13 protein-coding genes are annotated in these 12,087 nt (G+C 64.3%); 6 read left to right on the top strand and 7 right to left on the bottom strand.

Annotated features, from left to right (window positions below):
• Nucleotides 1-62: 62 nt before the first annotated feature.
• Nucleotides 63-857: an MSMEG_6728 family protein gene (locus AC5RT8_RS06235; protein WP_494094847.1), complete on the top strand. Its 795-nt coding sequence runs from the start codon at nucleotides 63-65 to the stop codon at nucleotides 855-857.
• On the opposite strand, the gene AC5RT8_RS06230 is transcribed toward AC5RT8_RS06235, so the two are convergent.
• The 3 genes from AC5RT8_RS06230 to AC5RT8_RS06220 all read right to left on the bottom strand — a co-directional run bounded on the left by AC5RT8_RS06230 (nucleotide 854) and on the right by AC5RT8_RS06220 (nucleotide 3,140).
• Nucleotides 854-1,546 carry a DUF6318 family protein gene (locus AC5RT8_RS06230; protein WP_494094846.1) on the bottom strand — a complete coding sequence of 231 codons (693 nt, stop codon included), beginning with the start codon at nucleotides 1,544-1,546 and terminating at the stop codon, nucleotides 854-856. The genes AC5RT8_RS06235 and AC5RT8_RS06230 overlap by 4 nt on opposite strands.
• Before the next feature lie 46 nt (nucleotides 1,547-1,592).
• Nucleotides 1,593-2,168, bottom strand: a complete 576-nt coding sequence (locus AC5RT8_RS06225; protein WP_494094845.1) for a hypothetical protein — start codon at nucleotides 2,166-2,168, stop codon at nucleotides 1,593-1,595.
• A 327-nt stretch (nucleotides 2,169-2,495) separates the two neighbouring features.
• The gene (locus AC5RT8_RS06220) at nucleotides 2,496-3,140 is read right to left on the bottom strand and encodes a DUF6318 family protein (RefSeq protein ID WP_494094844.1); all 645 of its coding nucleotides are present in this window, start codon (nucleotides 3,138-3,140) and stop codon (nucleotides 2,496-2,498) included.
• A gap of 259 nt (nucleotides 3,141-3,399) precedes the next feature.
• Here AC5RT8_RS06220 and AC5RT8_RS06215 point away from each other — a divergent pair, with 259 nt between their 5' ends.
• On the top strand, nucleotides 3,400-4,002 hold the full coding sequence (locus tag AC5RT8_RS06215) for a GNAT family N-acetyltransferase (protein WP_494094843.1): 603 nt from the start codon (nucleotides 3,400-3,402) through the stop codon (nucleotides 4,000-4,002).
• Here the strand turns inward: AC5RT8_RS06215 and AC5RT8_RS06210 are convergent.
• On the bottom strand, nucleotides 3,999-4,670 hold the full coding sequence (locus AC5RT8_RS06210; RefSeq protein ID WP_494094842.1) for a hypothetical protein: 672 nt from the start codon (nucleotides 4,668-4,670) through the stop codon (nucleotides 3,999-4,001). The genes AC5RT8_RS06215 and AC5RT8_RS06210 overlap by 4 nt on opposite strands.
• Before the next feature lie 288 nt (nucleotides 4,671-4,958).
• Between AC5RT8_RS06210 and AC5RT8_RS06205 the strand changes: the two genes are divergently transcribed.
• Entirely contained in the window at nucleotides 4,959-6,452 is a 1,494-nt protein-coding gene (locus AC5RT8_RS06205; RefSeq protein WP_494094841.1) for a stealth family protein, read from the top strand.
• An 80-nt stretch (nucleotides 6,453-6,532) separates the two neighbouring features.
• Here AC5RT8_RS06205 and AC5RT8_RS06200 read toward each other — a convergent pair whose 3' ends face one another.
• Nucleotides 6,533-8,206 (bottom strand): catalase, encoded by a 1,674-nt coding sequence (locus AC5RT8_RS06200; protein ID WP_494094840.1) that lies wholly within the window; start codon nucleotides 8,204-8,206, stop codon nucleotides 6,533-6,535.
• A 140-nt stretch (nucleotides 8,207-8,346) separates the two neighbouring features.
• Between AC5RT8_RS06200 and AC5RT8_RS06195 the strand changes: the two genes are divergently transcribed.
• On the top strand, nucleotides 8,347-8,772 hold the full coding sequence (locus AC5RT8_RS06195) for a pyridoxamine 5'-phosphate oxidase family protein (RefSeq protein ID WP_494094839.1): 426 nt from the start codon (nucleotides 8,347-8,349) through the stop codon (nucleotides 8,770-8,772).
• Here the strand turns inward: AC5RT8_RS06195 and AC5RT8_RS06190 are convergent.
• Nucleotides 8,769-9,665, bottom strand: coding sequence for a phosphodiesterase (locus tag AC5RT8_RS06190; RefSeq protein WP_494094838.1), 897 nt, complete (start codon nucleotides 9,663-9,665; stop codon nucleotides 8,769-8,771). The two genes, AC5RT8_RS06195 and AC5RT8_RS06190, sit on opposite strands and share 4 nt — an antisense overlap.
• Nucleotides 9,666-9,861: 196 nt before the next feature.
• On the opposite strand from AC5RT8_RS06190, the gene AC5RT8_RS06185 reads away from it, so the two are divergent.
• Entirely contained in the window at nucleotides 9,862-10,467 is a 606-nt protein-coding gene (locus AC5RT8_RS06185; RefSeq protein ID WP_494094837.1) for a hypothetical protein, read from the top strand.
• Nucleotides 10,468-10,481: 14 nt separating this feature from the next.
• Here AC5RT8_RS06185 and AC5RT8_RS06180 read toward each other — a convergent pair whose 3' ends face one another.
• Nucleotides 10,482-11,231, bottom strand: a complete 750-nt coding sequence (locus AC5RT8_RS06180; RefSeq protein WP_494094836.1) for a sulfite exporter TauE/SafE family protein — start codon at nucleotides 11,229-11,231, stop codon at nucleotides 10,482-10,484.
• 157 nt (nucleotides 11,232-11,388) lie between these two features.
• Between AC5RT8_RS06180 and AC5RT8_RS06175 the strand changes: the two genes are divergently transcribed.
• Entirely contained in the window at nucleotides 11,389-12,039 is a 651-nt protein-coding gene (locus tag AC5RT8_RS06175) for an NADPH-dependent F420 reductase (RefSeq protein ID WP_494095182.1), read from the top strand.
• Nucleotides 12,040-12,087 lie beyond the last annotated feature (48 nt).

Raw genomic sequence — 12,087 nt, 5'->3', positions numbered from 1 at the left:
TGTGCCACGACGTAACCCCGCAGCAGCCGGCTCCCGGCTGCCGGGAGTGACAGACTAGCCCCGTGCAGACCTTCCTTCCGTACGCGGGTTTCGCCCGCAGTGCTGCCGTCCTGGACCAGGCGCGGCTCGGTAAGCAGCGGGTGGAAACCCTGCAGCTGCTGCGCGGGCTGGTGGTGCCCGACTACGGTTGGCAGCGCCATCCGGCCCTGCTGATGTGGAAAGGGTTCGTGCCGGCGTTGACCTCCTACGGGCTGGCCATGACGGACGAGTGGGTCGCGCGCGGGCACGCAGATACCGTCCGGGAACAGATCCTGGAGTTCGCGCCGGAGGCTGCGGACGCCGACGTCGACCTTCCGCCCTGGATTGGTGACGAGGAGCTGCACCGCAGCCACCGTTCGAACCTGATCCACAAATCCCCGGAGGTCTACGGCCCCCTGTTTCCGGACACCGACGGCGGCCTTCCCTACGTCTGGCCGACCCCTTTGGAGGTCCCCGACCCGGCGGATCCGGCACCCGACAGGGCCCTGTGGGTGGCGCGCGCCGTTCCCGAGGGCAATTCCGCTGCCATTGTGCTGCCGATGCTTTCCGTGAAGGGCACGCCGGTCACGGGAAAGAAGGGCCGGCAGCTGGTGCGGCTGCTGGAGGATATGGACGACGGCGACACGGTGGCGGTCCTTCCTCCGGCTGACCGGACCCGTCTGCTGCTGGGCCGTGCCGGTCCGGTGGAGCTCACGAACGATACGGCGGTGCGGCGGGTGAAGCTGACGGATGAGATCCCCCGGACTGCCTTTGGTTACCCTGCCGTGCTCCAGGATCCCCGGACCCTGTTTGCAGTGCCCCGCCCGGAGTCGCTCTAGCAACTGTCATCTGTTGGGTCCACCATGCACATGCCAGGTGTTTGCATGGTCGCGATGTTGTCGGCAACCCAATGGTCTTCCATCCATACTGCTTCGAAGAGTTGGACAAAAGGCGTCATGTCGACTTCCTCGCTGGTTTGCAACCCTTCCGGACCGTAATACTCCATTGCATCCTGTTGAAGTTGTGCCAACGCCTGATAACGCCCATCCGGGGTTAATACGTAATCTGAATGAACCTGCCGAATTCTTATCGTCGCGTTCGCAATCCAATCGCCATCCACATACCCGAGGTTCACCACTTCGTAATAGTTCGCGCATGTCGTGCAGTCCGGGCTGCTTATCTCCTGGACTAGCCCAACATCGCCGGTCTCGTATCCGTAGTTCGCTGCCTCATACCAATACCGGGCAAAGGCCTCCAGCCCTTCCTTGGACTGCACCTTCGCCTCCTCCGGCATCACCGGCAGCGGCACGTTCTCCGCGGGCCCCTCAGCTGACGCCGGCTTGTACTCGGCGGTCGGCGTGGGCGTCGGAGTCGGAGAGGCGGTTTCCGACACCGTCACAGAGGATGTCGAGCCCGGAGGCGATTCCCCCGCCCCGGGATCCCCGGCAGCCCCCGAACACGCCGTGAGGAACAGCATCGGAACGGCAACCATGAGTCGAACACGATGACCAGCATGACGTCTGCGCATTATGAATCCTCACTCGCCAGGGCCGAAGACAGGACCGGTCTCGGGCTCAACATCCGACACCGCTGGGGTTGATCAGGCAGTTATCCGCCACGCTGCGGGTTTCGGCCCGCCACACCTGCAGGGTCCGAGGTTCGGAGGAGACAGCTGCCCGTCCGTCGATGGGAATCATCGGCCCGCCGTTCACCGAGTACGTTCCCGAGAAATGGACCGTCGCTCCCACCAGATAGTCCCCGCTGGCCGCGTACCTGTGGCTTGTCTGGGTCTGCTCGCCCCACCGGTCCTGCCGCAGCGGTGCTCCTGGCACACTGGTGGGACCGTATACGGACCCGTCGCCGTAGTCGATTTCAAATTCGGTTGGGGTCGCGATAATCCTGATGGTCTGATCCAGAAGGACCATCTCGAAGACCTGCTCAGCGGCGTCGATGTAGACGTTGGTTTCCATCCCCACCAGCGTGTGCGGGCTGGGCTGGAGGACTAATTGCCCGGCAGCTATCGGGTGCTCCTGGAATGCGGTCAGGATCTGCTCCTGGATCCGCTCCCCCACATCGACGGGCTCTTCCGAATAGACGCATGAGGGGGTTTCCTCGACCTTTTCCCACAGTGCTGGATCCCGTGTTTTCAAGCCGCTAAACCAGAAGACCAACCTCCCGTTTTTCCCAGCCGTGCAGGCGTCCTGGTTCGCGGCAAGGCACTCCACATCTCCGGCAAGGTCATCGAAACAGACGACTTCAAATCGGTACCCGTTAGGATCATCAGGAATACCCACTGGCATTGAAGTCCACATTCCGCTGTCAGGATCCTCGTGGTAGGTCGTTCCCCGGACATTGCCGTTGCCCGTGATGTCCCCGTTTGTTGTGGCGACAGCACCCCCAGCGGTCCAGAGCAGGAAAAGACAACTGACAACCCAGATTGAGAAATGACGAGCGGCACCATGGATATTCATACAGGGTCAGCCAGCCTTTAGAGTCACAATGTTTACGGCCGTCCACTCCATATCCGTCCACGTCGCCTCGAATAGTTGAGCCGAAGGCATAGGCCGACTCTCGTCAGTCCGAATATGTCCTGCGGGCCCGTAATACTCCATGTCGTCTTGACGCAACTGCACCACCGCTTGATACCGATTTTCGGGGGTCAGGAGAAGTTCTGAGTATGAGTCTCGAATGTCGATCTGAGACTTCGCCATCCATGCACCATCACGAAACCCTTCGTCCACCACGGCATAGTAGTTTGCGCATGTGGTGCAGTCGGGGCTACTTACTGCTTGCACCAGACCAACATCGCCGGTCTCGTATCCGTAATTCGCTGCCTCGTACCAATACCGAGCAAATGCCTCCAGCCCCTCCTTGGATTGCACCTTCGCCTCCTCCGGCATCACCGGCAGAGGCACGTTCTCCGCCGGACCTTCAGCGGAGGCCGGCTTATACACAGCACTGGGAGTCGGCGTAGGACTCGGAGTCGGCGTCGCTGTTTCCGACGCCGTCGCAGAGGACGTCGGCCCCGGAGGCGACTGCCCCTCTCCGGGATCCCCGGCAGCCCCAGAACACGCCGCCAGGAACAGCGCCGGCACCGCAGCGACGGCAGCTACGAGCTTCATGCGCAAGGAGTAGCGGGAAGTAGAGCTTCTACGCATTCGAAAACCCCCCAAGGTTGGGTTGGCCGCGAAACACACCATCGGGCAGCCGGTCCGGCCATAGTAGCCAGCCCGGACAGACAGTAACGGCTTATCCACAGGGCACCAGAGTGGTCACGAAAGATCAGTCTGCTTATAAATTTGTTGAGACCCGCCGCCGCGGCTATGCTCAAGACGTGGTCCAGCAGCTGTCCGCAAAGTTCTACTTCCGCGGAGCCTGCAAATGAATCCCCCCATCACCCTCGAAGCCGTCCCAGAGTCCGCACCGACACTTGCTGACCTTCCCGACAATCTCGGTGGCCTCTCCACCAGCGACCTCCAGGACCTTGTGGCCTCCGCGGCCGAAGACCTCGCCCGTGTCCAGGACGGTGCAGCCAAGGAACGGTACCTGACGGTCCTGGCAGCACTGGAAGGCCGGCCTGACACCAGCAGGGGCAGGGAACGAGCCCTGAAACCCCAAAAGGTAACGCGGCAGAACACCACCACCTACAACAACCACCTGCACGGCCGCTACGAACTCTTCGTCGACGGGACGCTGGTGGCCCACCTGAAATACGAGATGCACGGCAGCGAACTCTGGGCCCTGCGGGTCAGCGTGGACCCGGACTACCGGCGGAAAAAGGTCCATGTCCTGCTGATTGAAGACGTCCTGGCCAACGCGCTGCGCCGCCGCCTCGCAGTGCTGCCCTTCTGCCCGCAGACCAGGACCTACCTCGCCGGAAAACCTAAGTATCAGGGACTGATTCCACGGAGGCACTGGTCCCGTTTCGCTCTCCGAACCCCGGGCAAGGCACGACGGCGGCGCACGGCTGCGGACCTGCCCTAGCGCTCCGCGTTGCGCAGGGACGTCAGCATCTCCTTGATGTCCCGGTATTCCTGCGTCTGCCGGTACCCTTCGGCACCCTCCAGGTAGGCATCGGCATCCCGCGAGCCCAAAGAACCGTCCGCGTACTCCCCCGCAAACCGGCCTCCGCTGGACTCGGTCAACGTGAAGAAATCGAACAACCCGCACTGGCCTGCCTGCTGCTGGCCGCTTACCACCGCGTACGTCGCCTGGGCGGCCCGTGGCCCGGACGGGGCAAGCGAGCGGTAGACAAAACGCTGGTCCGACCCCTGTTGCGACACCAAGTCCGGCATCGGGATGCTCTCATACTCCACGTACGACGCCGGTTCGGTAGGTTCCGTGCAGGTCAGGTCCGTGATGATGCCGGTATCCAGGCGGGCAAGCGTACGGCCGCCGTCGTCGAGCACCTCCAGGGACACCCCGCCCGCAGGATCGTTGGCACGTGACGGAAGCTCCGTAACCATCCACTCCGGCGGATGTTCAAACCTCAGGCTGCCGTCCGCGGTTGTATAGCTCGGCCATTGCCGGGACGACGACGCCGGGCGCTCCTGCGGCGGTTCGCCGCAGGATGAGATGGCCAGGAGTAATACTGCTGCCAGCAGGCCACTGTTGCGGGCGGTGCTGCCCCGGGCGGTGCTACGGTATGCCACATCGACTCCCGGAATGTCCGTGTCCAAAGACAATGCTACTGGCGGCCCGCAGTTGATCCCATAGCGCCCGCAGCATCTCGGACGCATCCCGAAGGACCCGCCGGACCCCCGGCAGCAGTTCCCGTGCAGCGCTGCACTCCACCAGCGCCTGCGCAGCGGGCGCCGCATCCGTCCTAGGAGGTTCCCATTACCGACACCGCCGCAGAACACGACGTCTACTTCGGAGCCCCGGAACCGGATCTCGAACCGGAAGCGCTGCAGGCCGCTTCCCCCGCCGTGCTCCATCGGGTGGAGCAGCGGCCGAATGTCGCCGTCGTCCGGGGGCGCCTGACCCTCATGGATACCGGGCTGACGCCGCATGAAGCCATGGTGGAAGACCTCTTATTCGTCCGCCGCGTCCTGGACGACGCCGGCGTGGCCTTCCTCCTGGTCCGCGGCAATGACCAGCGCCCCGTCATCGCCGTCGACCTCCGGAGCCGCGAGCGGCTGCGGAAGGCGATGGTCGAGGCCTGCCGCGACGAACCGTTCTACGCCCACACCGTGGATACCAAAAAGAGCCGGACCCTGCTGATTGCCGACGGCAGCCTCTCCTCCAGCGATACGGCCCGGATCATCCGTGTCTACCGGCCCCGGTCCTTCACGGACTCCAACCTGCTGATATCCGCCGCGGCCGGCGTGCAGATTGAACTCTGGGACCTGGCGGGAGAGGATATCACCCTGCCGGTCGAAAACTCCCTGACCCGCCGCACCCTCCCGGCAGCCGAAGCGGTGCGGGGAACCGTGGAAAAGCACGGACGGCTCTGGCCCACCATCGAAAACATGTTTGCCGACCACGCCACGGACATCCGGTTCGACATCGATCTGGTCTTCTCCTGGGTGGACGGCAGTTCCCCCGAATACCAGGCAGCCCGTGCCGCGCGGATGAACGGCACCGTGGTGGGCGAGGGCGATGGCCACGAGGCCCGGTTCCGGCAGATCAATGAGTTGAAATACGCCCTTCGTTCGGTGCACATGTTCGCCCCCTGGATCCGCCGTATCTTCATTGCCTCGGATTCGGAACGCCCCGACTGGCTCGCCGAGCATCCGTCCGTGACCTTCGTTCCGGCGGCGGCCCACTTCAGCAACCCTTCCGTGCTGCCGACGCACAATTCACAGGCGGTCGAGTCCCAGCTGCAGCACATTCCGGGGCTGGCCGAACACTTCCTGTACTCCAATGACGACATGTTCTTCGGGCGCCCGGTATCCCCGGACATGTTCTTTTCCCCCGGCGGGATCACCAAGTTCATCGAGGCCAGCACCCGCATCGGCCTCGGTGCCAACGACCCGGAGCGCAGCGGCTTCGAAAACGCCGCGCGCGTGAACCGGCGGCTGTTGTGGGAACGGTTCGGCCGGGTCACCACCCGCCATCTGGAACATGCAGCCGCTCCCCTGCGGCGCAGTGTCCTGCTGGAAATGGAGGCCGAGTTCCCTGCGGAGTTCGCGGCCACGGCGGCCAGCACCTTCCGCGCCAAGGACAACATCTCGGTGACCAATTCCCTCTACCACTACTACGCGCTGCTGACGGGCCGGGCAGTTACCCAAGACACGGCCAAGGTCCGGTACGTGGACACCACAAGCTACGCCGGGCTGAAGGGAATGGACCGGCTGCTCGCCAAGCGCCACAAGGACATGTTCTGCCTCAATGACGGAAGCTTCCCGGAAGTTCCGTCAGCGGAACGGGCCGAACGGGTCACACAGTTCCTGGAGCAGTACTTCCCCATCAAGGCGCCCTGGGAACAGTAGAAACGACGACGGCGCGGAACGCACCGAGGTGCGCCCGCGCCGTCGTTAGGGAAACGCCGTCGTAAGGGACGGGAAGTTCCCTACCGGGTGACTACTACGTGCTCGTTAGGTACGCAGTGGGTCATGGTGAGGCCTTCAACGTTCCGGGGACCGTTGTGGCCCAGGTTCTTCATCCGCTCGGTTTCTTCCTCATTGAGCGTCTGGGTGGCCAGCGGGCCGAGGTCCTTGATCTCGTCCAGGCTGATGCCCAGACCCTCGCCCACGCGTGCGCCCAGCTCGTCGTCGGTCATGTAGAAGTGCCAGAGCATGCGCTCCTGGACCGGGCGGACTGCCTGGCCAACGTTGGCAATGAAGTTGGCGACCAGGTCGTCCTTCTCCCACTGCTCCATCAGCTGGTAGCGCTGGCCAGCCTGCATGTAGTCGTTCGTGCGGGGCAGGCGTGCGCGGGTCAGGCGGCCTTCGAGCTCGGGGCCAACCTCGGCCTGTTCCGGCTTGGGTGCTTCCTGCAGGCCGCCGGTGATGTTCGGCTCGTAGTTCACGTGCGGGTTCTGGCCCGGCGCGAGGTCGGTGCCGTAGGACATCTGGCCGCCGCGCTGGTTGGTGGCCACCCGTGCGTTCTTCGCGGAGTTCACCGGAAGCTGCAGGTAGTTCGGGCCGACGCGGTAACGCTGCGTGTCCGAGTAGCTGAACGTACGGCCAACGAGCATCTTGTCGTCGGAGAATTCCAGGCCGTCCACCAGGACACCGGTGCCGAAAGCGATCTGCTCGTTTTCGTTGTGGTGGTCCGTGACGTTGCGGTTCAGCGTCATGGTGCCGATGAGCTTGGGTTCGAAGTCCTGCTCCGGCCACGTCTTGGTGTCATCCAGCGGATCGAAGTCCAGTTCGGGATGGTCGTGGTCATCCATCATCTGGACGTACAGGTCCCACTTCGGGTAGTTGCCGCTTTCGATGGCCTCGTAGAGGTCCTTCGATGCGTGGCCCAGGTCATTGGCCTGGATGTTGGCGGCGTCTTCCTCGGTCAGGGACTTCACGCCCTGCCGCGGCTGGAAGTGGTACTTGACCAGCTTTGACTCGCCGGCGGCGTTCACCCAGCGGTAGGTGTTCACGCCGAAACCCTGCATGTGGCGGTAGTCCGCGGGGATGCCGCGCGGGCTGAAGAGGTTCACCAGCATGTGCATGGCCTCGGGGGTCTGCGACATGAAGTCGAAGATGCGGGCCGGTTCCTGGCGGAAGGTGACGGGGTCCGGCTTCAGGGAGTGGATGACGTCCGGGAACTTGATGGCGTCGCGGATGAAGAAGACACCGAGGTTGTTTCCGACCAGGTCCCAGTTGCCGTCTTCGGTGTAGAACTTGATGGCGAAGCCGCGCGGGTCGCGGGCGGTTTCGGAGGAGTCGCGGCCGCCGATCACGGAGGAGAACCGGATGGCGACGTCGGTCTTCTTGCCGGGTTCGGAGAAAAGCTTGGCGCGGGTGTACTTGGCAATGGGTTCGTCGCCCCACTTGCCGGTCGCTTCGAACTCGCCGTACGCCACGAAACCGCGGGCGTGGACTACGCGCTCGGGGATCCGCTCACGGTCGAAGTGGCTGATCTTCTCGAGGAGCTGGTAATTCTCCAGTGTGGCCGGGCCGCGGGCACCCACCGTCCGGGTGTTCTGGTTGTCGTAGACCGGGTGTCCCTGGCGGGTGGTGAGGGTCTTCGGGTCTCCGGCGCCGTTCTGGGCGGTAGCGGGATGCTGCTGTTCTGCGTCTGTCATAACATGTGCTCCTCGGTGGTGAGGTCTATTGCTGGCTGGCAATACTACCTACTCCACTCTCTTGCAAGGGAAGGGACCGAGTCAAGTTCATAAGCACCCTGATGGTGGCGGGCGAAAGGCACCGTTGGCACACTGTGTGCATGACTAATGAAGAGCTGCCGCCCGTGGTTGAACTGTCTTCAGAACAAAGCTGGAAGTATCTGGAACACACCCATCACGGACGCCTCGCTGTGAGTGTGGCGGACCGGCCCAGCATCTATCCCATCAACTATCTGGCGCACGACGGCGTCATCCTCCTCCGCACCGCGCCGGGCACCAAGCTCGCGGAAATGGCGGTCAACGCCCATGTCGCCTTCGAAGCGGACGGGGTGCACAGCGACCAGGCCTGGTCCGTCATCGTGAAGGGGACCACCCGCATGCTGGAGACCTCGGGCGAAATCGAAGCCGCGGACCAGCTTCCCCTCCAGCCGTGGGTCCGGACGGAGAAGTACCGCTACGTGGAGATCGTGCCCGAGTCCGTGACCGGGCGGTTCTTCAATCTGGGTCCGGAACCGGCCCGGGATTAGGCAGACGCCATTGTGCGGGCGTCCGTAATCCGGATGCCGGCCTCGGCCAGCCGGGTTTGGGTTTCCGCCGGTCCCACGGGCTGCCCGACCGTGCTGCTCTCCTCCAGGGGCACCACGGAATGCACCACCGAGTCCTCGTACAGGTGGACCATGTTGTAGCACTGGCCGGCATCCTGGCCCCGGGTTCCCGGTGTCGCAAGGTCCTGGGTGTAACAGGTGGCCGAGGCTACGGAAACGGGAATCCCGGCAAAGGTGCTGAAGGTGGAGTAATGCAGGTGCCCGGCGATGATGGTCCGGACATCGCTGCCCGCCAGGACCTCCGCGAGCCGGTGCTGGTGCCGCAGCTCCACCAGGATGGCCAGGTCCTGCACACCGGGAACCGGCGGATGGTGCATCGCCAGGATGGTTCCTTCCGGAGCGGGCGTCTGCAGTTCCCGCCGCAGCCAGGAAAGCTGGCCCTCGCTGAGCTCTCCGTGGTGATGCTCGGGAACAGTGGTGTCAAGGGTAATGATCCGCAGCCCGTCGAGGTGATGCACCTGGTCCACCGGCGACATTTCCGGAGCCTCGTTGAGCAGCACCTCGCGGAAAGCCGCCCGGTTGTCATGGTTGCCCATGGCCCAGATCACCCGGGCGCCCATCCGTTCGGCGGCCGGGAGGACAATCTCGCGGAGCCTGACATAGGCGCCGGCTTCACCGTGGTCTGCCAGGTCGCCGGTGAAAATGATGGCTTCGGGCGGTTCTCCGCTCTTCTCCACCCGGTGGAGGAGGTTCCGAAGATTCGCGTGGCTGTCCACGGCGCCGTAAAGCCTGCCGCTGGCCGCCAGCAGGTGCGTGTCGCTGAGATGGAGGAGGAAATGGCGCGGGCGCGGGTGTTCGCCCGGGAGGAATTCCATCGGAACCTTCTTGGGTCGGCAACTGCTGCTGCGTACCCCTTCATGAAAGCAGACTTGGCAACCGGTGAGTAACCTGCGCCGGCGCGTTTCGGGGTTTTTCCGGTTACTCGGCTCCCCACATGTTCCCACTCCTCCTCTGGCGCAGGCACCACTCCGGCCGTACGCTCGGAGGTGCATCGTCTGTGAAGGGATTCCCATGAAAATCAGCCATCTTCCCCTGCGCCTGACCACCGGGGCGTACATCCTCAACTCCGGCCTCAATAAGCGCAACCTGGACGCGGAAAGCGCGGCGGGCCTGCAGCAGATGGCTGCCAACGCCTTTCCCCAGGTTCAGGACATTGAACCCGCCAGGTTCGGCAAACTGCTGAGCAACGCCGAGATCTGCGTGGGGTTGTCCCTGCTGCTTCCGTTCGTTCCCAGCCGTCTGGCGGGACTTATCCTGGGCTGCTTCTCCGGGGGCATGATCCGGATGTACCTCAAGACTCCGGGAATGACCGAAGCGGACGGCATCCGCCCGAGCCCGGACGGCATGGGACTGGCGAAGGACACCTGGATGGCGGGAATTGCCGCCGCGCTGATATTGGACCGCAAACGGCCCAAGACCAAGCTGAAGGTGGTCAAGGTTCCGACGCCGGTGATGGGCACTGCGGCGGCCGCCGGCGTCAAGGGCGCAGGCAAGGCAGCAGCGGCGGCGGGCAAGACCGCCAAGGCCGGCAAAGGCAAAGTCGCCAAGGCTGCGAAGGTCGCGGCAGCCGCCAAAGTGGCCAAGTCAGTCAAAGACCGTAAGTCCTCCGGCAAGTAAACCCCCGGGGCGGGTTACTGCAGGTCCAGGATTCCCTTAACCAGGGCGGAGGCAGCGCCCAGATACGCCAGGGCGACGACGATGCGGCGTGCTGTTGCTTCAGGGACGTGCGGTGCGAGCAGGCTTCCTGCCCGCAGGCCCGCGGCGGTGACGACGCACAGCACCGCCCACGTCCACCAGGCAAGCTGCGGCCACTCCCCCGGGTCAACCAGGGCGTGGGCGGCCAAGGTGGTCAGACTCAGCGTCGCGAGAAAGGGCTGCATCGTGGCCATAAAGGATGCCTGCGGCCAGCGGGCCAGTACCGCATAGGCGCTTACTGCCGGAACACCCGCGCCCGCCATGGAGTTGCTGACTCCCGCCAGCAGGCCGGCTGCCGTCTTGAAAGTGCGTCCGCTAAGCACCGTCTCCGTGCGGTTCAGCAGAATCGAGGATGTCAGTGCGGCAAGCATGAAAATGCCGACGCCGATCTCCAGCGGCCCCGCCGGCAGCACCGACGCAGCATAGGTGCCCAGCAGCACGCCGAATGCCGCCGGCACTGCCAGGGAGACGTACATGCTCCACTCGATGCGCCGCCACACGTGCCGGATCACCAGTCCGGCCGCAAGCGCGCCGCAGACATTGGTGACCACCACCCCCTGGTACGGGCCGAGGGCGACGATGAGGAACGGTGCGAGCAGGAGCCCGAAGCCGATGCCGGCCACCCGCTGTGCGATGCCGCCGGCAAAGACGGCGGTCAGTATGGTCAGCAGCAGTCCGTAGCTCACCGCCGAAGTCTATGGCTGCTGGGCCCCCCGCCTCCAATTTCCTGCCGTCACCGGACGGTACCTGCGGCGGCTCGAGCGGGACGTGCCGTGAAGAGGAGGAATATTTGCGCCCTTCCCCGGTTATGCCTTTATGAGCACATTGGAGAGCACGCCCCGGATTCGGACCATCGGCTTCATCGGCAGCGGGAACGTCGGATCCCAGCTGGCGCGCCTCGCAGTGAAGCAGGGGTACGACGTCGTCCTCAGCAACTCGCGCGGGCCCGAGACGCTGCAGGCACTCGTGCTGGACCTCGGCGAGCATGCCCGGGCAGCCACCCCGGCCGAAGCCGCCGCGGCCGGGGACCTGGTGGTGGTGAGCATCCCGCTGAAGAACTACCCGCAGGTGCCGGTGGAGGAACTGCGAGGTAAGACCGTCATCGACACCATGAACTATTACCCGCAGCGGGACGGGAACATCGCCGAGCTCGACGACGAATCCCTCACCACCAGCGAACTGCTGCAGAACCACCTTCCCGATTCGCACGTGGTGAAGGCCTTCAACAACATCGCCGCCGGTCATTTGGCGACCCAGTCCGCACCCGCCGGAACCCCCAACCGCCGCGCGCTGCCGATTGCCGGCAACGACGCCGCATCCAAGGAACGGGTGACTTCCCTGATTCACGAATTCGGTTTCGACGTCGTCAACGCCGGCCCCCTTGCCGAAGGCTGGCGCTGGCAGCGGGACACACCGGCCTACGTCACCGCACTGGACAGCAAGCGCCTTGAACAAGCCCTGGCCGGGGCCGTCCGGTATACCGAAATGCCCTGACGCAAAAGCGAACAGCAGCCTCCCGCCGCACCACACGGGAGGCTGCCG

The sequence above is a fragment of the Arthrobacter sp. Ms25 genome, from assembly GCF_059090365.1.
This window is presented reverse-complemented; position numbering and strand designations above follow the sequence as displayed.

What these genes read in the sequence shown, in the direction of transcription:
- AC5RT8_RS06230 (WP_494094846.1), bottom strand. Translation starts at nt 1,546, where the DNA reads ATGCGCAGACGTCATGCTGGTCATCGTGTTCGACTCATGGTTGCCGTT.
- AC5RT8_RS06220 (WP_494094844.1), bottom strand. Translation starts at nt 3,140, where the DNA reads ATGAAGCTCGTAGCTGCCGTCGCTGCGGTGCCGGCGCTGTTCCTGGCG.
- AC5RT8_RS06215 (WP_494094843.1), top strand. Translation starts at nt 3,400, where the DNA reads ATGAATCCCCCCATCACCCTCGAAGCCGTCCCAGAGTCCGCACCGACA.
- AC5RT8_RS06200 (WP_494094840.1), bottom strand. Translation starts at nt 8,206, where the DNA reads ATGACAGACGCAGAACAGCAGCATCCCGCTACCGCCCAGAACGGCGCC.
- AC5RT8_RS06195 (WP_494094839.1), top strand. Translation starts at nt 8,347, where the DNA reads ATGACTAATGAAGAGCTGCCGCCCGTGGTTGAACTGTCTTCAGAACAA.
- AC5RT8_RS06190 (WP_494094838.1), bottom strand. Translation starts at nt 9,665, where the DNA reads ATGGAATTCCTCCCGGGCGAACACCCGCGCCCGCGCCATTTCCTCCTC.
- AC5RT8_RS06185 (WP_494094837.1), top strand. Translation starts at nt 9,862, where the DNA reads ATGAAAATCAGCCATCTTCCCCTGCGCCTGACCACCGGGGCGTACATC.